This window comes from Piscinibacter gummiphilus, from assembly GCF_032681285.1.
Taxonomy (GTDB): Bacteria; Pseudomonadota; Gammaproteobacteria; order Burkholderiales; family Burkholderiaceae_C; genus Rhizobacter; species Rhizobacter gummiphilus_A.
On record NZ_CP136336.1, the window covers coordinates 2560907 to 2585798 of the forward strand.

Below are 24892 nucleotides of genomic sequence, written 5' to 3' on the forward strand. Positions count from 1 at the left end.
CTTATATGAAGAGATCGACCTTTGCGCTCTCCGCGATGGCCACCGTCGCCCTCGTGATGTTGTCGGCCTGCGGCAAGAAGCAAGAAGCCGCCGCACCGGCTGCGTCGGCACCCGCCTCGGCCCCCGCTGCCGCTGCCGCCACCGACTCGTCGGTGATCAAGATCGGCCACGTCGCACCCACCAGCGGCGCCATCGCCCACCTCGGCAAGGACAACGAGTACGGCGCGCGCATGGCCATCGACGAGCTGAACGCCAAGGGCGTGACGATCGGCGGCAAGAAGGTCACGTTCGAGCTGGTCGCCGAAGACGACGCAGGCGACCCCAAGCAAGGCACGGCCGCGGCACAGAAGCTGGTCGACTCCAAGGTCAACGGCGTGGTCGGCCACCTGAACTCCGGCACCTCGATCCCGGCCTCCAAGATCTACAGCGACGCCGGCATTCCGCAGATCTCGCCCTCGGCGACCAACCCCAAGTTCACCCGCCAGGGCTTCAAGACCACCTTCCGCGTGGTGGCTGATGACGTGCACCTCGGCGGCACGCTCGGCAAGTACTCCATCGCCCAGCTCAAGGGCAAGTCGATCGCCGTGATCGACGACCGCACCGCTTACGGGCAGGGTGTGGCCGAAGAGTTCGAGAAGGGCGTGGCGGCCGCAGGCGGCAAGGTCGCGGCTCATGAGTTCACCACCGACAAGGCAACCGACTTCACCGCCATCCTGACCAAAGTGAAGGCCGTCAAGCCCGACGTCGTGTTCTACGGCGGCATGGACGCGGTGGCCGGCCCGATGATCCGCCAGGCCAAGCAGCTGGGCATCAAGGCCAAGTTCATGGGCGGCGACGGCATCTGCACGGGCGAGTTGCCCAAGCTGGCCGGCGGTGCGATGGCTGATGGCCAAGTGGTGTGCGCTGAGGCCGGTGGTGTCGAAGGCGAACAGAAGGCCGGTCTGGAAGAGTTCAAGACCAAGTTCAAGGCCAAGTTCAACACCGACGTGCAGATCTACGCACCGTATGTGTACGACGCCGTGAACGTGATGGTCGCCGCGATGGTCAAGGCCGACTCGGCCGACCCCGCCAAGTACCTGCCCGAGCTGGCCAAGACGGCCGACTTCAAGGGCGTGACCGGCACCATCTCGTTCGACGAGAAGGGCGACGTGAAGAACGGTGCGCTGACGCTCTACACCTACAAGGGTGAGAAGCGCGAGCAGATCGCCGTGGTGCGCTGAGCTTTCAGTTCAGGGCAAAAGAAAAGGGCGCCGCGAGGCGCCCTTTTTCATGTCTGGCGGGAGGGCGGCGTCCACATGTCAGCGGCTATGGCGCATCAATGCTTGATTCCGGCCGCCCTGAGGGATTCGCATACCCCGATCCGTACCCCACGCATCGGAGCCCTTAGATGGGCTCGGGTGTGGACTGCCCAAAGGTGGCCACACGACCACGGTCGTCTCAAGAATCGTCGCGATGACGCAACTGAGCCCGGGTTTTCCGCGCCCCCGCGGCGGGGGGCATGGCCGACCTGTGTCGCTCGACTCGGCTAACCTGTCGCCCACAGGGAGCGGCGACGTCGCCGCCATGATGGATTCGGAGGACCGATGGCCAGCGCAGCCCAAGTAAAGCAAATCACAGAACTAGCGGGAGTGATCACCGATACACCGATTCGGGATCTGGTAAGCCAGCCGGCAAAGTGGGGCAGCATCAACTTTGAAGGTGCCACAACAGACCTCGAACTCATCTTTGGCCTGTGCAAGCATCTGAAAGAGCTACCGATCGAGATCCTGCCCCCACCAGTTGCGGACAGCTTTACTCAGGTCCTCGGCGTTGTGCGCGATGCAGTAGCCGCCATCAAAGGCTTCAGCTTGGAGATGTCCAACCCAGCTGGCCAGCGTGACTCAATGGTCCAGTCACTACATGGAGCAGCCGAGCAACTTCTCATGACGGTTCAAAGTTGGATCGCCTTTCTGGCTTACCAGAAAGGTGATGTGCAAAAGAACATTGAGGCGCTCAGCTCAGCTGTTGGTCAGGCATCAGACATCCTCGATGACGCGAAGGGTGATGTCGAGCAAAAGAAGACTGAGATCGCGGGAATCGTGACTGCAGCTCGAGAGGCATCGGCAAGCGCTGGCGTCGGCGTGTTCACGAGTGACTTTGCGGGTGAAGCCACATCGCTTGAGGACGAAGCGAAGGGGTGGCTGAAGGCTACCGGCGGTTTCGCTGCCGCGACTATGGCGGTAGCAGTCGGATCGGGCTTGTTTCATGTAGACCCAGCCGCAACAAATGCGCAAGTACTTCAGTTCATGACCTCAAAGATTGTTCTGCTCGTTGCGCTTCTAACTGCGACGATTTGGTGCGGGCGACTGTACAAAGCGACCAAACATCAAGCGTCGTCAAACAGGCACAGGGCGAACTCGCTGAAGACGTTCCAAGCCTTCATCAAGGCTGCGAGCGACGATGCAACGCGAAACGCCGTCCTGATCGAAACGACGCGATCGATATTCGCAGCATCACCGAGCGGATACCTTGAAACTTCGGAGCCGGCGGCGGACACAAGTACCAAGGTGCTTGAGATCATCAAAGGTAGTGCTAGCGCTAAACCGTAGCCTCATCGAGGGGACTAGCTCGAGACAACATGGGAGCACTGGAATGTTGCGAGTAGTTTGGATTTGGGCTTCAGCGGCCTTGCTGGCGCTGGTTACGGGCTGCGCATCGACGCAAAGCCAAGTGTCGCCTGGCGCGAACTTGAAGAGCTACAAGCAGGTCTTCATTGAGCAGCCCGCAGAGGACAAGTGGGCGATCTATCCAGCGCTGTTTGCCGAGCTCACCGACATGGGAATGGTCGTCGTCGGGAAGCCGTTCTCCGACCCCAAAGAGACTGACCTGATCGTGAAGTTCAGCTACGAAACTGGCTGGGACCTCACACAGTATCTGCATTCATTCCAATTCCAGTTCATCGAGGCGCAGTCGGGGCGCATCGTCGCTTTGCAGTCCTTTCACTCGAAGGGAATCTGGCTTGGTGTCCGCGATGGCCGATTGAAGGCCGCCTTCAACGAGCTGAGAGAGAAGAACGGCTATCCACCGACAAAGCAATTTCCGTAGTCGACGAGCCGGCCGCGGGAGGCAGCGGCTAGAGGAGGCGGTATGTTCGATGTGAACAGCGTGCCAGAGAGCCCGACGGATCAAGTGCTCGACTGGCTCCGAACCAGTCCGAAGACGAGGGTGTCCTCGTCAAGAGAGCACGCGAAGGGAAAGTTCACTGAGCGCCAATACGAGTGCGTGAGCGATGGCAACCCGGCAATTCGCTTCCGAGTCTTTGTCTCGTGGAATACGCGATACCCGCGGGTCTCTTTCTCCGCTGGCCTGCAAGCATTGCTGCCAAAGCGCAGCATCACGCTTTGCCGCTACAACGCGGGCGGGCACCTTCACACGAATCGTATCGAGAAGAACTGCCTTCGCAATGTGGCGCACATTCACCGTGCCACCCAGCGGTACATGGAATCTGGCGCCGATGCGGAAGGCTATGCCGAGGAAACGGACCGCTACTTGGACGTCGAGACGGCATTGCGCTGCCTAGTCAAAGACTGCAACATCAGGGGCATCTTGAAGGATGACCCAGATGGCTCCGTAAGATCGACGCCAGACCTGTTTGACCCGTCGTGAACTCGCCCACCGAACTCCAGCACCTGCTTTGTCAGCAATGGTGCGCCAGCGCAGACGTCTCCAACGACGATGCCGGCTTGCGCGTGTCTTTGCCAATGATTGAAGGCGATGGCGATCACGTCACGCTGTGGGTCCAACCCGAGCCGGGCGGCTGGGTTGTGCGCGACCTTGGCACAACACTCATGCGCATGTCCTACGGCATGGACACCGATTTGCTTGAAGATGGCCAGCGCGCGCGAGTGGTCGAATCGATCCTGGGCAGCGCAGACGTGTCGCTAGAGGATGGCGAGTTGCTCGCAAGGGTTCCTGAGGGAGGCTTGGGCCTCGCAATGATGCAGATGGGCCAAGCAGTTCTCAGGCTGCGCGACGTGCAGCTCTGGAACAAGTCTAGGGTCGCGACAACCTTCTACGAAGACCTAGCGCAGCGTCTGAATGCGCTTGCCGGAGGTGTTCGCCTTGAGCGCAACTACGTCGTGCCACAGATTGCGGACGCAGCAAGCTACCCGGTTGACTTCGCGTTCTTGACCGAGGGGCTGCCCTTGTACGTCTTTGGCGTCCCGACCAACGACAAGGCGAAGCTGGCGACCATCATCCTCCAGCATCTGCAGCAATCTCATCACGCCTTCAATTCGCTCGTGGTGGCGGCGGATCTGGAAGCTTTGTCGAAAGGCGACCGGAAGCGCCTCATCAATGCAGCAAACGACGTCGTCACCAGCCTAGACGAAACAGACGCCTTAGCCCGAAAGGTGCGAGCGCGCATCGCAGCCTAGGCACCGAGCCCGCCCATCCGCCCACCAAGCCCGCCGCGAGCGGGCTTTTTCACGCCCTTTCGGGTGCCCACCCCAGTGCGATAGCACCGCAGCCCGCCCGGTCGAACAATCCCGCCACCAACAAGGAGGGCGGGATGAACGAATGGCTGGAACAAGCCGCTAAGGGCCTCAAGGCATGGGCGCCTCTGCTCGATGACAAAGGCGCGCTAGAGATCGCGCAGGAGCTCTACATGGCGTGGGGGAACGACACACCCGGCATCGCTCTGAGGAAGTTTCTGCACGAGGTGCCGGTGGACTGGAACCAGATGCCCGAGCTGGCTTAGCGACGCCTGACCAGTTCCATCACCGCATCGAGCGGCAACGGCTCATCCGCCGGCTGGCAGATGCGACGAGCTCGTCAGCCACGCTCGTGCGCTGAACCGCCGCTGCGGCGCGGTCCTTCCCGCCGAGCAAACGGGCAAGCCGGTCGATCTCGGGCCTCAGTTCTCGATCCTTCGAGGCTGCGCTGTTGAGGATGTAGCGTGCATTCGTCGCCGCTTGGCCAGTCTGGTTCAGTCGATCGGTTGCCTCCTGGCGCTCCTGGTCATTCAGTTGACGCCCGCGGAAGGCTTGCTTCGCATCCTCATGAGCAGCTTCGGCAGCAGAAGCTGCATGCTGTGCCGACTTGAGGCCGACGGCGGCCGCACGTGCCCGCAGATCAGCCAGTTTCGTCCTGAGGGTCTCTTCGGTCAGTGGCATTGGTGAACTCGCCTTGTTGGGATTCATCAATGCTGCGGAGGCCGTTTGCCAACTCAGGGCCTGAAATGGCAGAACTTCGCGGCCCGAGATCCAACGCTGCGCTAATTACGCGGTACGCGGTTCGCTCGGACATTCCTTGCGCCACCAAGCGACCACAGACTCGGACGCGCGGCATGCTGGCCTCCAGCATCTGCAACGCCGCGCGGACCGCGATCAGGTGCTCCAGGTCTCGCAACGCGGCGCGATGGCCGATCTGCTGGACGAAGCGGCGCGTCGTCTCTTCGCCGGTCAGGTCGAGCATCTCCGACAGGACCGCGGCCGATCGGTCATCCATGGCCGCGCCTGCCTGGGTGCCGCGCAGCCTCGATCGCCGCCTCCGTGTATCGCTCGCTGCACGCATGGGCTTGAAGCACCAAAGCTGCCGACGCGCACAAGGCATTGAACATCGCTTCGGCGAAGACGGGCGGCAGTAGCGCCGAGTGTTCTTGCAAGGCGTCGCCAGCTTGAACGATGGCGGCCATCAGATCTCGGGCGGGCGAGCCTTCCTGAAGCTCAAGGAACGTGCTCATGGTTTCGCTGCGCCAAGAAAAAGCCCTCGGCAAACGCGCGAGGGCTGAAGGGGCAGAAGCCCCGAGGAAGACCCCCCGACGCACAGCGGCGGGTGTTGCCAGTCTACGGAGGCGATCAACATCGCTTAGCCCGCGTTACGCGCTGCGCGCACCGCCGCGGCGAGTTCCACTGAGCTCACACCCAGCATCTGATGGGAGAGTGGCGTGCCGCCAGGCCCTGTCACTTCGCGGCGTCCGGTGTACACGCCGCCTACCTCCTTCGCGGCAATCTCTAGGACCTTCATCACCATCTGCGTGTTGCCTCGCTCCTCGGCTTTGATCAACTCACGCTGGAGGGCGCGGAGCCGATAGGCCCGGTGAGAGATCGGGATCTCGTGGAGATCCGAGTGATGCGCCGCACGAGCTGCGTCGAAGACCGCTCGCCACTTCGCACTCACGTCCGAGCCTGACGCAGTTGGGTCGTATCGGCCAACGTGCTGACGTGGGACGTCGACGCCAAAGAGCTCCTTGATGCTGCGGCTGACTTGGCTCGGCGTCTCGTAGCACGCGAGTGCCCTGACGATGTGCAGCTTGATCTCTGCTGAAAGTTGAGGCATCTGGTCGAATCCGTCTAAGTCCTGTCAAGGAAATGCTAGGCAGCGGACGGGCGCGCTACGTGTTCACAATGTTCAGAAACTCGGCTGGCAATGAGCGGAAATTCACCCTCACAGTGGCCTCGGCCACTTGAGCAAGCGGAGGCAACTTGTTGCCCTGGTGGAGGTTTCGCCCGCCCCCGCTTTTGACGCGATGTGCGGAAATCGGCCGACTGCGCGGAAATTTGTTTCGAAGCTCATTTCGAAACGCATGCGTCGTTTCCATTGCGCGAGGGCTTCGATGGAACGCCTTGGGGAGCCCGATGGGGGTACGGCTTGCCATCACGCCTGCTCGCTTCCATCGTCTGCCTGGCGCGCGCTCCGACGTTCGGAGGCTTGCTGGTCAGCCACACCGCACCCTGCAGCCGCCTGGGCGAGCGCTGCGCGCCAAGCTTGCCGCTGGAAGGCAGACAGCCGGGCGCCACCCCGTTCCATGGTCCGCAGAGTGCGGGCCCAGTCCAGCTGATCTGCCGCGGGCCGGGCGCCATCGAAGCGGGCGCGGACGGCGGCCAGTTCACTGATCGGGGAGGGCGTCGCCGTTTGCTGCCGCTGCCGGTGCCTGAAGTTCATGTTCCGCCTCCGTGAGAAAGGTCGACGGTGGACTCGGACCACTGTTGCGTACCCCCTTGGAAGGCGAGTGCGATGCGCCCGCGGCGACCCTGCCGGTTTTTCGCCAGGATCGCAGCGATGAGCTGGGAGCCGTCTGGGAGGTCGTCCTTCGGGTGCAACAGCATCACGGTGTCGGCATCCTCCTCGATCGCTCCCGACTCTTTGAGGTCTGACAGAAGGGGCTCACCGTCGGCCCTGTTCGCGGCCTGCCGGTTGATCTGCGATAGCACGAGCACGCAGACACTCAACTCCTTGGCCAACTGCTTGAGCCCTCGGCTGATCGCTTCGATCTGGTGGTGGCGGCTCTCCTTGCCGCCAGCGCTCGCGCACAGCTGCAGGTAGTCCACCGCCACGACCTTGATGCCGTGAGCCTGTTTCATGTGCCGCGCCGTTGCGCGCAGCTCGAGCAGACTGAGGGCGGGCCGATCGTCGATGTAGACCGGCAGTCTGCTACCACGCTCTGCGGCCTCGCTGAGCCGGCCCCAGTCGCCATCTGCGAGCTTGCCCGTGATCACCCTGCCAAGGTTGACCCGTCCCAGGTTAGACGCGGCACGGTCCGCCAGATCGCCGGCCAGCATCTCCTGGCTGAACAGGAGCACCGGCTCGCCGTCGGCCGCCACATTGAGCAGAATCTGCAGCGCGAGGCTCGTCTTGCCGACGCTGGGCCTCGCCGCGAGCGTCAGCACCATTCCGGGTTTCAGGCCGCCTCCTAGAGCGCTGTCGAGAGTCGGGAGGTGCGTGGGCATGCCCGGGAGCGCGGTGCCGTTCTCGAGTGCTTCCCAGTGGGCCGAGCGCTGCAGCAGGGCATCGCCGATGCTGACCGGCTCACGCGCGACGCCGCTGGACCGCTGGAGAGCCGTGAAGAGCGAGATGACCTCCTCCAGCTTCTCCAGCCCATCGCCGGGCTGCAGGGCGATTTGCTGCGCGGCCTCCGCGGCCTCGACCAGCGAGCGGCGCAGCGCCCGGTCCCGAACGGTTTGGGCGTAGCGCTGGAGGTTCCGCGAGCTCGGGACGCTCTGCGCCAGCGCCGTGAGGTAGGCAATGCCGCCCGCAGCTTCCGCCTGACCGCGCTCGACTAGGTGCGAATTGACGGCGATGACGTCGACGGGAACCCGCTGCGCGCTCAGGGCTGAGATGGCGGCCCAGATGAGTCGGTGCGCCTGGCGGAAGAAGTGCTCGGGCTTAAGCGGCGCGCCGGCCATGCCATCGATCGCATCGGAAAAGCTGAGGGCCACGCCGAGCACGGACTGCTCCGCCTGCTCGTCAAAGGGGACGCGTTGCGGGTCCATCACGCCTCCGAGCGAAACTGATGATCAGCGCGAAGTTCTCCGGCTGGGCGGTGCCGCGCTCCGTTCCGGCCGCGCTCGGGGGCTTCGTCCATCCATCGCTCGTCGTTGAGCCACGAAGCTGGGTAGGGAATGAACTGCCCGCCATCGCGCTGCCACTCATCGGTCGCGCGCTGCTCTTCGATCGCCGCGACCATCCGGTCGACCAGCTCGGGCGTCGGCTTGCGCCTCGTAAAGGCTTTGAGCGCCGAAGGCCTAGCCTTTTTCTTCGGGTAGGCCTGCCAGAAGCGGTCAAACAGGGGGGTCTGCGACACGTGCGCAGAGAGTGTTTCCTGCTTCCTGCTTCCTGCTTCCTGTTTCGCCATACCCTTCGTGGGAGGCTTCGCCGATGGAGTCTCGAAAGGCTTCCCGCAAGCCTCTTGGAAAGCCTTTCCAAAGGCGTCGCTCACCTCTGTCAGAGCGGCCTGCAGATGCGCTTGGATTCGGCCCCGCATGGGGCATTCCGGGAGCAAATTCCAGTACGAACGCCACGACTTCACGACGTTGGGATTCGGCGGCATGTTGTGTTTGATGGCGTTCGGGATAAACCACAAACGAGTCTTTTCGTCGAACTCCACCAGCGCTTCGCGCAAAACTTCGGCAAAGGCTTTGGCGAAGGCTTCGCCGTCCCATCCAAGGGTCTCGGCCAGGGCGGCGCGGCCGACTTGGAAGACGCCGGGAATGGGCCCCGTGTGCGGGCCGGTGAGGAGGTACAGCCACAGGGCCTGCCCAGATGGCTGCAAGGGCGTGAGGCGCATGAATCGCTCGTCGCCGTACATCCGCACGGTCACTCGGCGATAGATGCCTTCGGCTGGAGGGCGAACGCTTTTCACGCCACCCCCATCTGCTCAAGGACGCGCTCGACTTCGCCGAGGTCCGCGAGCACGCGCACGTTTCCCCAACGGGCCAGGAAGAAGCGCTGCGGGCCGTCAGCGGCGTCGGAGCGCCAGAGCTGCCAGCCGCGCAGAGCTGCCTTCGCGGCGAGCGTGGACCAGGTCTTGGAGTCGGTCGTTTCGTTGGTGCGATCGCTGCTCATGCAGAAGCCTCCGAGGCCTTCTTGGCCATCCATGCGTCGATGGCGTTGCTGTCCCAAGCGGTGAGGCGAGGACCGAGTTTCACGGGTGCGGGAATCCGCTTCTCCCGGGCCCAGCGCCAGACGGTCGGCTCTGAAGCGGTGAGGGTCTTCGCCAACTCCTTGACGCGTATCCAGCGTCGAGGCTGAGCGACATCAATCGCAGGATTCGCCTGCAGCGGCGTGACTGATCTCATATTCGGCCTCACTGCTGGATAGGCGGAATGCCCAGAACCCGGCGCAGCTCGGCCGTCGGCCACAGCAGGCGGCCGTGGACGCGAACTGGCTTGATCGGCCCGATGGCTTTGCAGGCCCAGAGGCGCAGCGTCTGAGCCGAGCGGTTCAGGTGAAAGGCAGCATCAGCGGTCGGCAGGTTGGCCCGCTGCTCCCGATCGAGCGGTGGTGGCGCACAGTTGGTAGCCATGTCTGAATCTTTCGATTCGTTGAGATGGCGAAACTGTCGGGCTGCAACCCCGGTTGCACGCAAGACGATGTGTTCCGTCCGCGGGGAAGCCTTATTTCATGCGGGTTCTAGCCTCACGCCGCTGCAACCCCTGCAAGGGGTTTCACTTCTTTGCGCGCTTGGGAGAGGTGCGGCCAAACGGGTCGCTCGGCGGGTGGACTGTCCCGCGATCGCCCCCTGCCTCATACAGCGAGATCGTTGGGCGCGAAACACCAAACTTCCGGGCCAATGAGGCCTTCGATTCCCCGCGGCTAAGGCGGACCCGGATGTCGGTCTCCTGGTCGCAGGTGAGCCGCCGCACAGCGGCACCTGGCGCGGCTGGCGTCGACGCAACCCCCCCGGCGGCGAATCGCCGTCCCTCGAACTGCTCAGCAGCACTCAGCCTGCCCAGCTCGGCTGATCGGGCCAATTCAAATGCTTCCTGAAGTTGGATCTGCTTGATGCGATCGAGAGAGGTCCTGACGTCGGGGATCTGCGCAGCAACTGTCTCCTGGCCGCTGGCTGGCTCAGCCTGCGCAGACAAGAACCTGCGCGCGTCTGACAGGGGGCGCAAAGAATTTCCTACCTGCGATCTTGCCGTCGCAACCGCCGTGGCGAGCGCGAGCGCTGTCATCGCGAAGTCGAACGCAGCTCCCGCCCTCTCTGCGTCGGCGCGAGCTTGATCAATGGAGCGCAGCAGCTCGGTCGACCCCTCATACGAAACGCCGCAGGTCGACAGATGCTTCCAGGTCGGAACGCTATGCATGCTGCTCAACAGGGATGCGAAAGATGTGCAGGGCAGCGCGCCAGCGTTGGGCGCGGCGACGCAGGATCTGCACGCAGCCCCCTGGGGCTACCCCTTGAGCCTTCATCTTTGCCCGTCCTTCGGCTGGTCAAGGGCGAGGGCCGCGACGAATTCGAGCGCCGACCTGTCGCTCTTGGCAAGGTTGCATGCCGGGCAGGCCGCAACCAAGTTGATGGCGCTGTCACCGCCGCCCAGTGCCTTTGGCAGCATGTGCTCGATATGCCACTTCCCATTGAGCGTGAGGGGTGTGGTGCAGTAGTGGCAACGTCCTTCGCTGCGCCCGAAGATCTCGCGACGGCGACGAGACACAGCCTTGGCTTTGTCCGGGCGTGAGACCGGGAGCTCGTTGTCTGGCCAGAGCCCTGGCTGCTCCCATTGGTCGTCGTTGGCCGCGGGTGGGCTGGCAAGGCACAGGACACGTCGCGCGCTCGAAAGGGCCTGCAGCTTGTCGAAGGCAATGCTCAGCACGCCGCCGCTGTCGTCGATCACCATGAAGCGGACCGCATGCAGGCCATTCTGAAGGCATGGCTGAGTTGCGAGGGCGAAGCGCCCATCGCGGCCGAATGGACCGCCATAGAGCGGGCGATAGAGGAGGCTCATGTTGCTAACCCCTCTACCCACGAATAGGCAACGGGTCGCCTAGCGCGATATGTCGTCCAAGTACGTCGCCGAGGACGCTGACAACTCCCCTCGTAAAGGTCGGACTGTCGGCACACTCCCCGGCCACGTAGACCGAATAGTTTCTGTGTTGACGTACCTCGACCCACGCCAGGCCTTCCAGCTCGCCCGCTAAGGCTTGATCGAGAAGTTCTCTAAGTGCCAGCACGGTTTGCTGCGCAGCGCGAGACATGACTGGCATGCCGGATGCCTGCTGCGGCACGACCCGAAGCGGCACGACATTGCCGCGCATCGGCACTTCATTCTTCGCCGGGCGGTCGGACTTAGGCATGGTGACTCTCCCGTTCTAGCGTGGCCAACTTCCTAAGGACTACGTCATTGACTTTGTCGCGCGCCAACTCCATGAGGCGATACACGCCCCAAAGCACCTGCTGGTCCTTGTCCTCTGCAACTACATATAGAACCGAAGCTGCAACTGCCAACTTGCACGAGGCCGCCTCGAATGCATCGGTTGCGCCAGTCGCGCCAGGACGAAGCGCCCTAAACGCTTGATCGGCTTTGTCGTGGGCCACCTTCATCAGATCAAAGGCGCCATATGCAACGTCATCGCATAGGACCATGAGCTGCGTTTCAAGGATGGCTACGGCCTCACTCGCCATCGCCACGGCATCCATTGCTTCGAGCTCGAGATCGTTCCAAGCTTTGGAATGATCTGCGCCCTTTACAGTTCGCTTAGCCATAGTGCACGGTCCTTTCACGGTTTGTGCGTTGTGGTCAGGCGGGCCGCGAGTTGCACCTCGCGGTTCCGCCGCTTGCCTCAGGTCGCTGAGGCGCCGAGAAATCAAACCTCGGGGTCCTTTGCTTTGTCGATGCGATCACGCACCCATGTCGCGCCGCCGAGGCGCTGCAGCTTGTCGCGCTGAGCCGGCCTCATCTTTAAGGTGACAGGCACCATCGCTTCTCCTTCCGGTAGTGGTTTGCGGCCTTGACCGCGCCCAGCACCTCCGCGGCCATCAGGTGGTTTGCTCATGTCTATATGGTAATACCGAAATCAAAAGTCGCGCAAGCGGCTCACGCTGCTTTCAGGGGTTGAACTTGAGGACTGGCGCGCAGGCCATCGAGGTGATCAGCCCAGTCCTGCATCATCTTGGCTCGTTGGGGGACATAGGTCGCGTGGTTGTAGGCGGCCGACACCTCGTTCTGCTCTTGGTGGGCCAGCTGCAATTCGATGAGGTCGTGGCGGTAACCGAGCTCATGAAGGATGGTCGAGGCGACTCCGCGGAAGCCGTGCCCCGTCATTCGAGAGTGATAGCCCATGCGATAGAGCGCGTACAGGATGGTGTTGTTGCTCATCGGCTTTTCGTGGTCACGCTCGCCGGGAAACACCATCTCGCTCAGATTCCGGAATGTCTGAAGCTCGGCGACGACGGCCAGCGCCTGGCGAGACAGCGGCACGATGTGTGGCCGGCGCTTCTTCATCCGCTCGGCCGGGATGCGCCATTGCTTCGCGTCGACGTCTATCTCAGACCAGCGAGCGCCGATGAGCTCGGTTGTTCGCACGAAGGTGAGCGCCATGAGCTTGAGCGCGCATCGCGTCAGCGGGGAGCCGTCGTAGGCGTCGATGCGCCTGAGCAGCTCGGGCACATCCTTGGCATCGAGCCGCGCATGGTTCACCTTGCGGGTGGGGAGCAGCGCATCGGAAGGGCGCACGTCTGCAGCTGGATTTCGATCGGTCAGACCATGTGCTATCGCATAGCGGAAAATTTGGCTGCACCCCTGGTAGGCACGCTTTGCGATGTCGGCCGCGCCGCGGTTCTGAACTTTGAGGCAAACCGATAGCAGCATTGGTGCTGTGATAGTCGAGAGGGGAAGGGTGCCCAGATCCGGGAAAACGTCCGCCTCAAGTCGGCGAAGCACCTGCTCGGCGTGGCGCTCGGTCTTGTTCGCCTTCCAGTTCTGCCACCAGGCTCGAGCGACGCTTTCGAAAGAGTGATCAGTCGCCGTGCGGCGCAAGAGCTTGTCGATCTTCCGCAGCTGACCAGGATCCTCGCCCTCGGCCACCTGCTGGCGCGCGCGATCGCGTCGAGTGCGGGCGTCTTTGAGACCCACCTCAGGATAGGCGCCCAGCGCTAGCAGCTTCTCTTTTCCACCGAATCGGTACTTGAAGCGCCACAGCTTTGAGCCCGTGGGCTGCACAAGCAAGAAGAGGCCGGACGCATCGAACATCTTGAGCGGCTTGGCCGCCGGCTTTGCGTTGCGGATCGCAGTGTCAGTGAGGGGCATGGGGGTAGTTCCGGCAGCGCCAGGGGTATGGCGCTGGAAATCTACCCCCGCAGTTCGTGAGCTGTCAAAACCGCGCATGAGCGGTCCTGATAGGAACTCGCCCAGTAAAAACGAGCCCTTGCGGCCCGTTTTGATAGGACCTGAGCGGTCCTGATATGTATCCCTGGCGGAGAGGGCGGGATTCGAACCCGCGGAGGGCTATTAACCCTCACACGCTTTCCAGGCGTGCGACTTAAACCGCTCATCCACCTCTCCGGAAGCGGCGGATTCTAGCCGACTCAAACTGGTGTCTTCTGCTTGATGAGCGCCATCGACGTCGAGATCAGCGCGGCGACTTCGCTCATGTTGCCGGGCACGATCATCGTGTTGTTCTTCTGCGCCAGCTGAGCGAAGGCCTCGACGGCCTTCTCGGCCACTTTCAACTGCACCGCCTGCTCACCGCCCGGTGACTGGATCGCCTGCGCCACCTTGCGAATGGCATCGGCTGTCGCATCGGCCACGGCCACGATGGCAGCGGCTTCACCCTGGGCCTGGTTGATGTCGGCCTGGCGCTGGCCTTCGGAGCGGGCGATGAAGGCTTCGCGCTCGCCCGTCGCGATGTTGATCTGCTCCTGCTTGCGGCCTTCGGAGGCGGCGATCAGCGCGCGCTTCTCGCGCTCGGCGGTGATCTGCGCCTGCATCGCGCGCAGGATTTCGGCGGGCGGGGTCAGGTCCTTGATCTCGTAGCGCAGCACCTTCACGCCCCAGTTGGCGGCGGCCTCGTCGAGTGCGTTGACGACGGAAGAGTTGATCGCGTCGCGCTCCTCGAAGGTCTTGTCGAGCTCCATCTTGCCGATCACTGAACGCAGCAGCGTCTGTGCGAGCTGGGTGATGGCCATGATGTAGTTGCTCGAGCCGTAGCTTGCGCGCATCGGGTCGGTCACCTGGAAGTAGATGATCCCGTCGACCTGCAACTGCGTGTTGTCGCGGGTGATGCAGACCTGGCTCGGCACGTCGAGCGGCACTTCCTTCAGAGAGTGCTTGTAGGCCACACGCTCGATGAAGGGCACGACGAACTTCAGGCCCGGGGTGAGCGTGCGGTCGTATTTGCCGAGGCGCTCGACCACCCAGGCGTGCTGCTGGGGCACGATCTTGAAGGTGCGGACGATGAAGATGACGGCGATGACCGCCAGGATGAGGGCGATTTCCATGGGCGAGGGCCTTCTCAGTGGGGTGAAGCGGGGGCGAGCACCAGCCAGTTGCCTTCGACGGCCTTGACGAGGTGCGGGCCGGGGTGGGCAGGGCTGTCGGGGACCAGGCGGGCGGTCCAGAGCGTGCCGCGATAGCTGACGCGCGTGGTGCGGTCGCTGCCCCAGGCGTCGACCTGCACGCGTTCGCCGATGTCGAGGTTGACGTCGCGGTTCTCGGCCACGGGGGCAGACCTCGGGAGTTTCATGCGCCGCCAGTGCCACAGCGCGGTGGCGCCTCCGGCGACGACCGCGGCGATTGTGATCTGCAGGCTCGCCGACAGGCCGAGGTGCGCTGACACGGCTCCGGCAGCCAGGCCGAGCGCGATCATCAAAAGGTAGAAGGTTCCGGTGGTCAGCTCTGCGGCCACGGCCACACCGGCCAAGACCCACCAGAACGTTGCCGTTGAAAGGTCCATTCCTCCTCCAGGAAGGTTGTTGACGGGGCAGTGTATTCCCGTCGCATCCTGGTTCTACACTTCGCGCTTTTCCAAAGTTGCCTCCCCGGGGTTGCCATGCTGCGCTTTCGTTTTCCCATCGTGATCATCGACGAGGACTATCGGTCCGAGAACACCTCAGGCCTCGGCATCCGGGCGCTGGCGCAGGCCATCGAGAAGGAAGGCTTCGAGGTGCTCGGCGCCACGAGCTACGGTGACCTCGCGCAGTTCGCGCAGCAGCAGAGCCGGGCGAGCGCCTTCATCCTGTCGATCGACGACGAAGAGTTCGCCGGTGGCCCGGAGCTCGACCCCGCGGTGCTGAACCTGCGCAAGTTCATCCAGGAGATCCGCTTCAAGAACGCCGAGATCCCGATCTACCTCTACGGCGAGACGCGTACCTCGCAGCACCTGCCCAACGATGTGCTGCGCGAGTTGCATGGCTTTATCCACATGTTCGAGGACACGCCGGAGTTCGTGGCGCGCCACATCATCCGCGAGGCCAAGTCGTATCTCGACGGGCTGGCGCCGCCGTTCTTCCGCGCGCTGGTTGACTACGCACAGGACGGCTCGTACTCCTGGCACTGCCCCGGCCACTCGGGTGGCGTCGCGTTCCTCAAGAGCCCGGTGGGCCAGATGTTCCACCAGTTCTTCGGCGAGAACATGCTGCGCGCCGACGTGTGCAACAGCGTCGACGAGCTCGGCCAGCTGCTCGACCACACCGGCCCCATCGCGGCCAGTGAGCGCAACGCGGCTCGCATCTTCAACGCCGATCACTGCTTCTTCGTGACCAACGGCACCAGCACCAGCAACAAGATGGTGTGGCACCACGCGGTGGCGCCGGGCGACGTGGTGGTGGTCGACCGCAACTGCCACAAGTCCATCCTGCACGCGATCATCATGACGGGCGCGGTGCCGGTGTTCCTGCGGCCCACGCGCAACCACTACGGGATCATCGGGCCCATTCCCGAGAGCGAGTTCTCGAAAGAAGCCATCCAGCAGAAGATCGCCGCCAACCCGCTGCTGGCTGGCGTGGATCCGAAGAAGGTCAAGCCGCGGATCCTGACGCTCACGCAGAGCACCTACGACGGCGTGCTCTACAACACCGAGACCATCAAGCACTCGCTCGACGGCTACATCGACACGCTGCACTTCGACGAGGCCTGGCTCCCGCACGCCGCCTTCCACACCTTCTACAGCACGTATCACGCGATGGGCCGCGCGCGCCAGCGTCCGAAAGATCAGCTGGTGTTCGCCACGCAGTCGACGCACAAGCTGCTCGCCGGCATCAGCCAGGCCTCGCAGGTGCTGGTGCAAGATTCTCAGACCCGCAAGCTCAACCGCCACCTCTTTAACGAGGCCTACCTCATGCACAGCTCCACGAGCCCGCAGTACGCGATCATCGCGAGCTGCGACGTGGCGGCGGCCATGATGGAAGCGCCAGGCGGCCATGCGCTGGTGGAAGAAAGCATCCAGGAGTCGCTCGACTTCCGGCGCGCCATGCGCAAGGTCGACAAGGAGTACGGCAAGGACTGGTGGTTCAAGGTCTGGGGCCCGGAGAAGCTCGCGACGTCGGGCATCGGCACCAGCTCCGACTGGATGCTCAAGGCCGGTGAGAAGTGGCATGGCTTCGGCGACCTGGCCGATGACTTCAACATGCTCGACCCGATCAAGAGCACGATCATCACGCCGGGGCTCGACATGTCGGGCAAGTTCGCCAAGACGGGGATCCCGGCGAGCATCGTCACCAAGTTCCTCGCCGAGCACGGCGTGGTGGTCGAGAAGACGGGCCTGTACTCGTTCTTCATCATGTTCACCATCGGCATCACCAAGGGCCGCTGGAACACGCTGCTCACCGCGCTGCAGCAGTTCAAGGACGACTACGACCGGAACGCGCCGCTGTGGCGTGTGCTGCCCGAATTCGTGGCGCAGCACCCCCGCTACGAGCGCATGGGCCTGAAGGACCTGAGCCAGGCCATCCACGAGGCGTATGCCAAGAGCGACATCGCGCGCCTCACGACGGAGATGTACCTGTCGAACCTGCACCCGGCAATGAAGCCGAGCGATGCCTTTGCGCGCATCGCCCACGGCCAGACCGAACGGGTGGCGATCGACGATCTGGAAGGGCGCATCACCGCCTCGCTCGTCACGCCGTATCCGCCGGGCATCCCGCTGCTGATCCCGGGAGAGCGATTCAACAGCAAGATCGTCGACTACCTGCGCTTCACCCGCGCGTTCAATGCCCAGTTCCCCGGCTTCGACACCGACGTGCATGGCCTCGTCGAGGAAGACGGCGATGCGGGCACCCATTGCTACTACGTGGACTGTGTGCGCGATGAGTGAGTCTTCCTACCCCCGGCTGCTGGGCGATGTGGGCGGCACCAACGCGCGGTTTGCGTGGCAGGCCGCCCCGGGCCAGTTGATCGAATCCGTCTGCACCTATCCGTGCAAGGACTACGTCTCGCTGCTGGCGGCGCTCCAGCACTACCTGAAGGAGCAGGGCAAGCCCGTGCCGCATTCGTGCAGCATCGGCATCGCCACGCCGCTCGTGGGCGACGAAGTGAAGATGACGAATCACCATTGGTCGTTCTCGATCTCGGCCCTGGAGCGCGCGCTCGGAGTGAAGCGGCTGCTGGTCATCAACGACTTCACGGCGCTGGCCTTGTCCTTGCCCAGCCTGCCGGCCGAAGACCTGGTGCAGGTGGGTGGCGGTGCGCCGAAGGCGGGCGCGCCGGTCGCCTTGCTGGGGCCCGGAACGGGGCTCGGCGTGTCAGGGCTCCTGCCCGCGCCGCGTGGCGGCGGGCTGGTGCCGATCATGGGTGAGGGCGGGCACGTGACGCTGTCGCCGACGAATGATCGGGAAGAGGCGGTCACGCGTGCGCTGCGCGACCGTTTCGGTCATGCGTCTGCCGAGCGGGCCCTGTCGGGGCCGGGGCTCGTCAACTTGTACCAAGCCTTGTGCGGATTGGACGGCGCCAACGCCAGCCTGAGCACGGCGGCTGAGGTCAGTGATTCGGCGATTGGCGGCAGCAACACGCAGGCGGTGGAGTCCCTCGCGCTCTTCCTGAGCATGCTGGGGACGGTGGCCGGAAACCTGGCGTTGTCGCTGGGCGCTCTGGGTGGCGTGTATGTTGGCGGCGGGATCCTGCCGAGGCTCGGTGGCGACCGCATTGCACGTTCGGGCTTCCGGGCGGCCTTCGAGCAGAAGGGCCGCTACCGCGACTACATGGCGGCGATCCCGGTGTACGTGATCGTGGCCAAGCAGTCGCCCGCGCTGGCGGGTGCCTCGCGGGCGCTGGACGAGCTCTGATCAGCCTTCGCCGCCGCCCATCACCTGGCTGAAACCGCCGTCGACGTAGGTGATCTCGGCGCTGATGCCGGCGGCCAGGTCCGACAGCAGGAAGGCTGCGGCGTTGCCAACATCGTCGATCGTCACGTTGCGGCGGATCGGTGCTGCGGCGGCGAACTCGGCTTGCAGCTTGCCGAAGTCCTTGATGCCCGAGGCGGCGAGCGTCTTGATCGGCCCAGCCGAGATGCCGTTCACGCGGATGCCCTTGTCGCCCAGCGCCTGGGCGAGGTAGCGCACGCTGGACTCGAGCGAGGCCTTGGCCAGACCCATCGTGTTGTAGTTGGGCACGTAACGCACGGCGCCGAGGTAGGTGAGCGTCAGCAGGGCGGCGCCGGGGCGCAGGTGCGGCACGGCGGCCTTGGCCATCGCCGGGAAACTGTAGGCCGAGATGTCGTGGGCGATGCGGTAGTTCTCGCGGGTCAGCCCGTCGAGGAAGTTGCCGGCGATGGCTTCACGCGGGGCGAAGCCGATGGAGTGCACGAAGCCGTCGTACTGGCCCCAGGCTTCGGCGAGGCCCTTGAAAGTCGACTCGATCTGCTCGTCGTTGCCCACGTCGCAGTCGAACACCAGCTTCGAGCCGAATTCGGCGGCGTACTCGGTCACGCGCTCCTTGAAACGATCGCCGACGTGGCTGAACGCCAGCTCGGCACCTTCCCGGTGGCAGGCGCGGGCGATCCCATAGGCGATGGAGCGGTTGTTGAGCACTCCGGTGATCAAGAAACGTTTACCGGCCAGGAATCCCATGCTGTCTCCGCACTGTTGAGAAAAAAGTCAGGGGGCGATTCTGGCACGCAGGCCGGGCCTCACTCCCAGGGCGAGCGAACGCGACAACTCCTTGGCAGCCCTGCAAAACCTGCAGACTTGACAACCCAAGGTCTTGCCGGTACCCGCACTGCCCGCTACAATGCGCTTTTCGCAAGAAAACTGCATGGGCGGATTCTTCCAGCCCTTTTTTTTTGCTTCGCGCTTTTTGAAGCCTTTGACCCTGAACGCTGACGCAAGTTGAACTGGCAAGCTGTTGTTGAAAGTACCGTAACCGGCCTCGGTTACGAGCTCGTGGACTGCGAACGCAGCGCCAAGGGGCTGCTGCGCGTCTACATCGACCGGGTGGCGAATGACCCCGCGGGTGAGTTCATCGTCGTCGAAGATTGCGAGAAGGTCACGCGCCAGCTGCAGCATGTGCTCGAGGTCGAGGGTTGTGCCTACGAGCGGCTGGAAGTTTCGTCGCCTGGTCTCGATCGGCCGCTGAAGAAGCAGGCCGACTACGAGCGTTTCGTAGGCCAGGAAATCGACCTGGCCTTGAAGGTCGCGTTCAAGGGCCGCAAGCACTACAAGGGCACGCTCGAGGCGCTACCGGAAGGGTGGCGCCTGGTCTTCCCCGACGGCAAGACCGAGACGGCCCTGGATTTTTCGCTCCAAGAAGTAAAGGAGGCCCGCCTGGTGCCCCAACTGGACTTCAAGGGCCGGCGTTTTCTGCCGGCCACTGAATCCGACGTGGGCAACGCGGCGACGGCTGATGAAGTAGACGGAGATCACAAGCAATGAATCGTGAACTGCTGATGCTGGTGGACGCCATCTCGCGCGAAAAGAGCGTGGATCGCGAAGTCGTGTTCAACGCCGTCGAGGCCGCCCTCGCTTCGGCCAGCAAGAAGCTGCATGGCGGCGAGGTCGACATCCGCGTCACCATCGATCGCGAGAGCGGCGACTACGAGACCTTCCGCCGTTGGCACGTGGTGCCCAACGAGGCCGGCCTGCAACTGCCTGACTCCGAGATCCTGCTGTTCGAAGCGCAGGAGCAGATCCCCGACATCGAGGTCGACGACTACATCGAGGAGCCGGTCGAGTCGGTGACCATCGGCCGCATCGGTGCGCAAGCCGCCAAGCAGGTGATCCTGCAGAAGATCCGCGACGCCGAGCGCGAGCAGCTGCTGAACGACTTCCTCGCCCGTGGCGAGAAGATCTTCGTCGGCACCGTCAAGCGCCTCGACAAGGGCGACATCATCGTCGAGTCGGGCCGTGTCGAAGGGCGCCTCAAGCGCAGCGAGATGATCCCTAAGGAGAACCTGCGCTCCGGCGACCGGGTGCGTGCCTTCATCACCGGCGTCGACCCGACCCTGCGTGGCCCGCAGATCATGCTGTCGCGCAGCGCCCCCGGTTTCATGATCGAACTCTTCGGCCAGGAAGTGCCCGAGATCGAACAGGGCCTGCTCGAGATCAAGAGCTGCGCCCGCGACCCGGGCTCGCGCGCCAAGATCGCCGTGATTTCGCATGACAAGCGTGTCGACCCCATCGGTACCTGCGTCGGCGTGCGCGGCTCGCGCGTCAATGCCGTGACCAACGAACTGGCCGGCGAACGTGTCGACATCGTCTTGTGGTCCGAAGATCCGGCCCAATTTGTGATCGGTGCGCTGGCCCCGGCCAACGTGCAGTCGATCGTGGTCGATGAAGAGCGCCATGCGATGGACGTGGTGGTCGACGAGGAGAACCTTGCGATCGCCATCGGCCGCGGTGGCCAGAACGTGCGCCTCGCCTCCGAGATGACCGGCTGGCGCATCAACATCATGACCGCCGAAGAGTCGCAGGCGAAGCAGAACGAGGAGAGCGATGCGGTGCGCACGCTCTTCGTCGAGAAGCTCGACGTCGACGCCGAAGTGGCCGACATCCTCATCGCCGAAGGTTTCAGCAGTCTGGAAGAAGTGGCCTACGTGCCCATGCAGGAAATGCTGGAGATCGAAGGCTTCGACGAAGACACCGTCAACGAGCTGCGCACCCGTGCCAAGGATGCGCTGCTCACGATGGAGATCGTGCGTGAAGAGAAGGTCGACGATGTCTCGCAGAACCTGAAAGACCTCGACGGCCTCACGCCGCAGCTCATCGCCAAGCTCGCCGACGGTGGCGTGCACACCCGCGACGATCTGGCCGATCTGGCCGTCGACGAACTCACCGACATGACGGGTGTGGGCGAAGACGAAGCCAAGGCGCTGATCATGAAGGCGCGTGAACACTGGTTCACCACCTGATCGCCTCGACCGAACGCCCGCCCACCGACCGCAGCAGCACCGCAAGACCCACGCAAGGAATTCCACAATGGCTGTGACCACCGTTGCCCAGTTGGCCGCCGAGCTGAACCGCTCCGCCGCGGCGCTGCTCGAGCAGCTCCAATCGGCCGGCGTCGCCAAGAAATCGACCGAAGACGCGCTGACCGAATCCGACAAGGAGCGGTTGCTCGACTTCCTGCGCACTTCGCACGGCACGGCCGGCGCCGAGCGCAAGAAGATCACGCTGACGCGCAAGTCGACGAGCGAAATCAAGCAGGCCGATGCCAGCGGCAAGGCGCGCACCATCCAGGTCGAAGTGCGCAAGAAGCGCACCTTCGTCAAGCGCGACGAGGCTGCCCCCGAGGAGCCGGCCGCACCCGTGGTGAGCGAGGAAGAACTCGCCCGCCGCCAGGCCGAAGCCGATGCTCAGGCCGAGCTCCTGCGTCGCCAGGAAGCCGAGCTGGCCGAGAAGCGCCGCCTGCGTGAAGAACAGGAGCAGCGCGAGCGCGAAGCTGCCGAGCAGCGTGCCCGCGAGGCCGCTGAAGCCGCTGCCAAGGCTGCGGCTGAAGCCGCCGAGGCCGCCAAGGCGACCGCTGCCGCCGGCAAGGCCGCACCGGCTCCCGAGCCTGCGCCTGCCCCGGCACCTGCTGCTCCGGCCGAGCCTGCCAAGCCCGCACTGCGCGTGGTCAAGGCCGCCGACGTGGTGGACGAAGAAAAGAAGCGCGCAGAGGACTTGGCCAAGCGCCGCAAGGCTGCCGAAGACGAGGCGATGGCCATCCGCGCCATGATGAATGCGCCGAAGAGGGTGCTGCAGGCCAAGCCGCCAGAGCCGAAGCCGGAAGCGGCCAAGGAAGGCATCAAGGGCACCATCCACAAGCCGACCGCGGCCCCTGGCGCTGCGCCGGCACCCGGCACTGCGGCCAAGCCGGGCGACAAGAAGTCCGTTAAGTCGGAGAAGCTGTCGTCCAGCTGGGCCGACGATGCCGCCAAGAAGCGTGGCGCCGTCAAGGGTCGCAGCGATGCACCGGCCGGCGCCAGCGCGCGCCCGGGCTGGCGTGCTCCGCGCAGTGGCCGTCGTGGCGACCGTGGCGATTCGGGTCAGTCGACGTTTGTCGCGCCGGTCGAGCAGCAGGTGCAGGAAGTGCACGTGCCCGAGACCATCAGCGTGGCTGATCTCGCACACAAGATGTCGGTCAAGGCGTCCGAGGTCATCAAGCAGATGATGAAGCTGGGTCAGATGGTCACCATCAACCAGCAGCTCGACCAGGAGACGGCCATGATCCTCGTCGAGGAAATGGGCCACAAGGCGTTTGCCGCGAAGCTCGACGACCCCGATGCCTTCCTCGAGGAAGAAGCCGTCGAGGCGCAATACGAGCAGCTGGCGCGCGCGCCGGTGGTGACCGTCATGGGCCACGTCGACCACGGCAAGACCTCGCTGCTCGACTACATCCGCCGTGCCCGCGTGGCTGCGGGTGAAGCGGGCGGCATCACGCAGCACATCGGCGCTTATCACGTCGACACGCCGCGCGGCATGATCACCTTCCTCGACACTCCCGGCCACGCGGCGTTCACCGCCATGCGTGCCCGCGGCGCCAAGGCCACCGACATCGTGATCCTGGTGGTCGCGGCCGACGACGGCGTGATGCCGCAGACGAAGGAAGCCATCCACCATGCCAAGGCGGCGGGCGTGCCCATCGTCGTGGCCATGAACAAGATCGACAAGCCCGAAGCCAACCCCGAGCGCGTGAAGAGCGAACTCGTGGCCGAGGAAGTCGTGCCTGAAGAATTCGGCGGCGATTCCCCGTTCGTGCCGGTGTCGGCCAAGACCGGCCAGGGCATCGACGCTCTGCTGGAACAGGTGCTGCTGCAGGCCGAAGTGCTGGAACTCAAGGCAGCCAAGGACGCTCCTGCCAAGGGCCTCGTGATCGAAGCACAACTCGACAAGGGCCGTGGCCCGGTGGCCACCGTGCTAGTGCAGTCGGGCACGCTCAAGCGTGGCGACGTGGTGCTGGCCGGCTCGACCTACGGCCGCGTGCGCGCCATGCTGGACGAAAACGGCAAGAACGCGACCGAAGCCGGCCCGTCATTGCCGGTGGAGATCCAGGGCCTGACCGACGTGCCGCAGGCCGGTGACGAGTTCATGGTGTTGAGCGACGAGCGCCGTGCGCGCGAAATTGCGACCTTCCGCCAGGGCAAGTACCGCGACGTGAAGCTCGCCAAGCAGCAGGCTGCCAAGCTCGAGAACATGTTCGAGAACATGGGCGAAGGCCAGGCGCAGACCCTGCCGCTCATCATCAAGGCCGACGTTCAGGGTTCGCAGGAAGCGCTGGCGCAGTCGCTGCTCAAGCTCTCGACCAGCGAGGTCAAGGTGCAGATCGTGCACGCCGCGGTGGGTGGCATCAGCGAGTCCGACATCAACCTTGCCATTGCCTCGAAGGCAGTGCTCATCGGGTTCAACACGCGCGCCGATGCCGGTGCGCGCAAGCTGGCCGAGCACAACGGCGTCGACATCCGCTACTACAACATCATCTACGACGCCGTCGATGACGTGAAGGCGGCGATGACCGGCATGCTGGCGCCCGAGCAGCGCGAAGAAGTCATCGGCACGGCCGAGATCCGCACGGTGTTTGTCGCTTCCAAGATCGGCACGGTCGCGGGCTCGATGGTCACGGCTGGCGTCGTGCGCAGAAACGCGCGCTTCCGCCTGCTGCGCGAGAACGTGGTCGTCTACACCGGCGAAGTCGAATCGGTACGCCGGCTCAAGGACGACGTGCGCGAGGTGGCGGCTGGGTTCGAGTGCGGTATCAAGCTCAAGAACTACAACGACATCAAGGAAGGCGACCAGCTCGAGTTCTTCGAACTCAAAGAGGTTGCCCGAACGCTGTAAGGCGCGGAGTTGGCCTCGAACGCAAACCCCGCCCGCAACAAGGCGGGGTTTGTTTTTGAGGGGCCCGACAAAGGAGTACCCCGATGCGACACAAACGATCCATTCCCAACCGAGGCTTCCGCATTGCCGACCAGATCCAGCGCGATCTGTCGGAGCTGATCCGCGAGCTGAAGGATCCGCGCATCGGCATGGTCACGCTGCAGGCGGTCGAGGTGTCGCCCGACTACGCGCATGCCAAGGTGTTCTTCTCGGTGCTGGTCGGTGACGTGGCCGAGTGCGAAGCCGCGCTCAACGAAGCGGCCGGCTTCCTGCGCAACGGCCTCTTCAAACGCCTGCAGATCCACACCGTGCCCACGCTGCATTTCCAGTTCGACCGCACCACCGAGCGTGCGGCCGAGCTGAGTGCGCTCATCCAGCAGGCGAACTCCACGCGGGCCAAGGAAGACTGAC

The 24892-nt window shown here is 63.9% G+C and carries 30 protein-coding genes and 1 tRNA gene; 12 read left to right on the forward strand and 19 right to left on the reverse strand.

Annotation, left to right across the window (positions count from 1 at the left end; genetic code table 11):
- The first annotated feature begins 5 nt into the window (after window positions 1-5).
- From RXV79_RS12005 to RXV79_RS12030, 6 genes are all read left to right on the forward strand, one after another.
- Complete coding sequence (locus tag RXV79_RS12005; protein ID WP_316703643.1) at window positions 6-1220, forward strand: branched-chain amino acid ABC transporter substrate-binding protein; 1215 nt, start codon at window positions 6-8, stop codon at window positions 1218-1220.
- 363 nt (window positions 1221-1583) lie between these two features.
- Window positions 1584-2588 carry a hypothetical protein gene (locus RXV79_RS12010; RefSeq protein WP_316703644.1) on the forward strand — a complete coding sequence of 335 codons (1005 nt, stop codon included), beginning with the start codon at window positions 1584-1586 and terminating at the stop codon, window positions 2586-2588.
- A 139-nt stretch (window positions 2589-2727) separates the two neighbouring features.
- Window positions 2728-3084, forward strand: a complete 357-nt coding sequence (locus tag RXV79_RS12015; RefSeq protein WP_316703645.1) for a hypothetical protein — start codon at window positions 2728-2730, stop codon at window positions 3082-3084.
- 42 nt (window positions 3085-3126) lie between these two features.
- Complete coding sequence (locus tag RXV79_RS12020; protein ID WP_316703646.1) at window positions 3127-3645, forward strand: hypothetical protein; 519 nt, start codon at window positions 3127-3129, stop codon at window positions 3643-3645.
- Window positions 3642-4415, forward strand: coding sequence for a DUF1828 domain-containing protein (locus tag RXV79_RS12025; RefSeq protein WP_316703647.1), 774 nt, complete (start codon window positions 3642-3644; stop codon window positions 4413-4415). Before RXV79_RS12020 ends, RXV79_RS12025 begins: the two co-directional genes overlap by 4 nt.
- A gap of 134 nt (window positions 4416-4549) precedes the next feature.
- Window positions 4550-4738, forward strand: coding sequence for a hypothetical protein (locus tag RXV79_RS12030; RefSeq protein ID WP_316703648.1), 189 nt, complete (start codon window positions 4550-4552; stop codon window positions 4736-4738).
- A gap of 19 nt (window positions 4739-4757) precedes the next feature.
- Here the strand turns inward: RXV79_RS12030 and RXV79_RS12035 are convergent, their stop codons facing one another.
- The 18 genes from RXV79_RS12035 to RXV79_RS12115 all read right to left on the reverse strand — a co-directional run bounded on the left by RXV79_RS12035 (window position 4758) and on the right by RXV79_RS12115 (window position 15153).
- A complete protein-coding gene (locus RXV79_RS12035) occupies window positions 4758-5153 on the reverse strand; it encodes a hypothetical protein (RefSeq protein ID WP_316703649.1) in 396 nt (131 codons plus the stop codon).
- Window positions 5113-5487 carry a hypothetical protein gene (locus RXV79_RS12040; protein ID WP_316703650.1) on the reverse strand — a complete coding sequence of 125 codons (375 nt, stop codon included), beginning with the start codon at window positions 5485-5487 and terminating at the stop codon, window positions 5113-5115. The genes RXV79_RS12035 and RXV79_RS12040 overlap by 41 nt, the downstream gene beginning before the upstream one ends.
- Window positions 5480-5722 carry a hypothetical protein gene (locus RXV79_RS12045; RefSeq protein WP_316703651.1) on the reverse strand — a complete coding sequence of 81 codons (243 nt, stop codon included), beginning with the start codon at window positions 5720-5722 and terminating at the stop codon, window positions 5480-5482. The genes RXV79_RS12040 and RXV79_RS12045 overlap by 8 nt, the downstream gene beginning before the upstream one ends.
- Before the next feature lie 125 nt (window positions 5723-5847).
- On the reverse strand, window positions 5848-6318 hold the full coding sequence (locus RXV79_RS12050) for a DUF2280 domain-containing protein (protein ID WP_316703652.1): 471 nt from the start codon (window positions 6316-6318) through the stop codon (window positions 5848-5850).
- Between the two features lie 318 nt (window positions 6319-6636).
- Window positions 6637-6924, reverse strand: coding sequence for a hypothetical protein (locus RXV79_RS12055; protein ID WP_316703653.1), 288 nt, complete (start codon window positions 6922-6924; stop codon window positions 6637-6639).
- Window positions 6921-8252, reverse strand: a complete 1332-nt coding sequence (locus RXV79_RS12060; RefSeq protein WP_316703654.1) for a replicative DNA helicase — start codon at window positions 8250-8252, stop codon at window positions 6921-6923. Before RXV79_RS12060 ends, RXV79_RS12055 begins: the two co-directional genes overlap by 4 nt.
- A complete protein-coding gene (locus RXV79_RS12065) occupies window positions 8252-9121 on the reverse strand; it encodes a hypothetical protein (RefSeq protein ID WP_316703655.1) in 870 nt (289 codons plus the stop codon). Before RXV79_RS12065 ends, RXV79_RS12060 begins: the two co-directional genes overlap by 1 nt.
- Entirely contained in the window at window positions 9118-9324 is a 207-nt protein-coding gene (locus RXV79_RS12070) for a hypothetical protein (protein ID WP_316703656.1), read from the reverse strand. Before RXV79_RS12070 ends, RXV79_RS12065 begins: the two co-directional genes overlap by 4 nt.
- Window positions 9321-9557, reverse strand: a complete 237-nt coding sequence (locus RXV79_RS12075) for a helix-turn-helix transcriptional regulator (protein ID WP_316703657.1) — start codon at window positions 9555-9557, stop codon at window positions 9321-9323. The genes RXV79_RS12070 and RXV79_RS12075 overlap by 4 nt, the downstream gene beginning before the upstream one ends.
- A gap of 8 nt (window positions 9558-9565) precedes the next feature.
- Complete coding sequence (locus RXV79_RS12080; protein WP_316703658.1) at window positions 9566-9784, reverse strand: DNA-binding protein; 219 nt, start codon at window positions 9782-9784, stop codon at window positions 9566-9568.
- A 142-nt stretch (window positions 9785-9926) separates the two neighbouring features.
- Complete coding sequence (locus RXV79_RS28160) at window positions 9927-10568, reverse strand: hypothetical protein (RefSeq protein WP_413816697.1); 642 nt, start codon at window positions 10566-10568, stop codon at window positions 9927-9929.
- A gap of 102 nt (window positions 10569-10670) precedes the next feature.
- On the reverse strand, window positions 10671-11207 hold the full coding sequence (locus RXV79_RS12085) for an HNH endonuclease (protein ID WP_316703659.1): 537 nt from the start codon (window positions 11205-11207) through the stop codon (window positions 10671-10673).
- 13 nt (window positions 11208-11220) lie between these two features.
- On the reverse strand, window positions 11221-11556 hold the full coding sequence (locus RXV79_RS12090) for a hypothetical protein (protein ID WP_316703660.1): 336 nt from the start codon (window positions 11554-11556) through the stop codon (window positions 11221-11223).
- Window positions 11549-11965, reverse strand: coding sequence for a hypothetical protein (locus RXV79_RS12095; protein WP_316703661.1), 417 nt, complete (start codon window positions 11963-11965; stop codon window positions 11549-11551). Before RXV79_RS12095 ends, RXV79_RS12090 begins: the two co-directional genes overlap by 8 nt.
- A gap of 331 nt (window positions 11966-12296) precedes the next feature.
- Complete coding sequence (locus RXV79_RS12100; RefSeq protein ID WP_316703662.1) at window positions 12297-13508, reverse strand: tyrosine-type recombinase/integrase; 1212 nt, start codon at window positions 13506-13508, stop codon at window positions 12297-12299.
- Window positions 13509-13672: 164 nt separating this feature from the next.
- Window positions 13673-13763, reverse strand: a tRNA-Ser gene (locus RXV79_RS12105).
- Window positions 13764-13786: 23 nt separating this feature from the next.
- Window positions 13787-14698, reverse strand: a complete 912-nt coding sequence (locus RXV79_RS12110; RefSeq protein ID WP_296719295.1) for an SPFH domain-containing protein — start codon at window positions 14696-14698, stop codon at window positions 13787-13789.
- A gap of 14 nt (window positions 14699-14712) precedes the next feature.
- The gene (locus tag RXV79_RS12115; protein ID WP_316703663.1) at window positions 14713-15153 is read right to left on the reverse strand and encodes an NfeD family protein; all 441 of its coding nucleotides are present in this window, start codon (window positions 15151-15153) and stop codon (window positions 14713-14715) included.
- A gap of 96 nt (window positions 15154-15249) precedes the next feature.
- On the opposite strand from RXV79_RS12115, the gene RXV79_RS12120 reads away from it, so the two are divergent.
- Both RXV79_RS12120 and RXV79_RS12125 read left to right on the forward strand, forming a co-directional pair.
- Window positions 15250-17511, forward strand: coding sequence for an Orn/Lys/Arg family decarboxylase (locus RXV79_RS12120; RefSeq protein WP_316703664.1), 2262 nt, complete (start codon window positions 15250-15252; stop codon window positions 17509-17511).
- On the forward strand, window positions 17504-18478 hold the full coding sequence (locus RXV79_RS12125) for a glucokinase (RefSeq protein ID WP_316703666.1): 975 nt from the start codon (window positions 17504-17506) through the stop codon (window positions 18476-18478). The genes RXV79_RS12120 and RXV79_RS12125 overlap by 8 nt, the downstream gene beginning before the upstream one ends.
- Here RXV79_RS12125 and fabI read toward each other — a convergent pair whose 3' ends face one another.
- On the reverse strand, window positions 18479-19261 hold the full coding sequence (gene fabI, locus RXV79_RS12130) for an enoyl-ACP reductase FabI (RefSeq protein WP_316703667.1): 783 nt from the start codon (window positions 19259-19261) through the stop codon (window positions 18479-18481). It lies immediately after the preceding gene.
- Between the two features lie 258 nt (window positions 19262-19519).
- On the opposite strand from fabI, the gene rimP reads away from it, so the two are divergent.
- From rimP to rbfA, 4 genes are all read left to right on the forward strand, one after another.
- Complete coding sequence (gene rimP, locus RXV79_RS12135; RefSeq protein ID WP_316703668.1) at window positions 19520-20062, forward strand: ribosome maturation factor RimP; 543 nt, start codon at window positions 19520-19522, stop codon at window positions 20060-20062.
- On the forward strand, window positions 20059-21537 hold the full coding sequence (gene nusA / locus RXV79_RS12140) for a transcription termination factor NusA (RefSeq protein WP_296719275.1): 1479 nt from the start codon (window positions 20059-20061) through the stop codon (window positions 21535-21537). Before rimP ends, nusA begins: the two co-directional genes overlap by 4 nt.
- 67 nt (window positions 21538-21604) lie before the next feature.
- Window positions 21605-24442 (forward strand): translation initiation factor IF-2, encoded by a 2838-nt coding sequence (gene infB, locus RXV79_RS12145; RefSeq protein WP_316703669.1) that lies wholly within the window; start codon window positions 21605-21607, stop codon window positions 24440-24442.
- 83 nt (window positions 24443-24525) lie between these two features.
- On the forward strand, window positions 24526-24891 hold the full coding sequence (gene rbfA, locus RXV79_RS12150; RefSeq protein ID WP_296719269.1) for a 30S ribosome-binding factor RbfA: 366 nt from the start codon (window positions 24526-24528) through the stop codon (window positions 24889-24891).
- Window position 24892 lies beyond the last annotated feature (1 nt).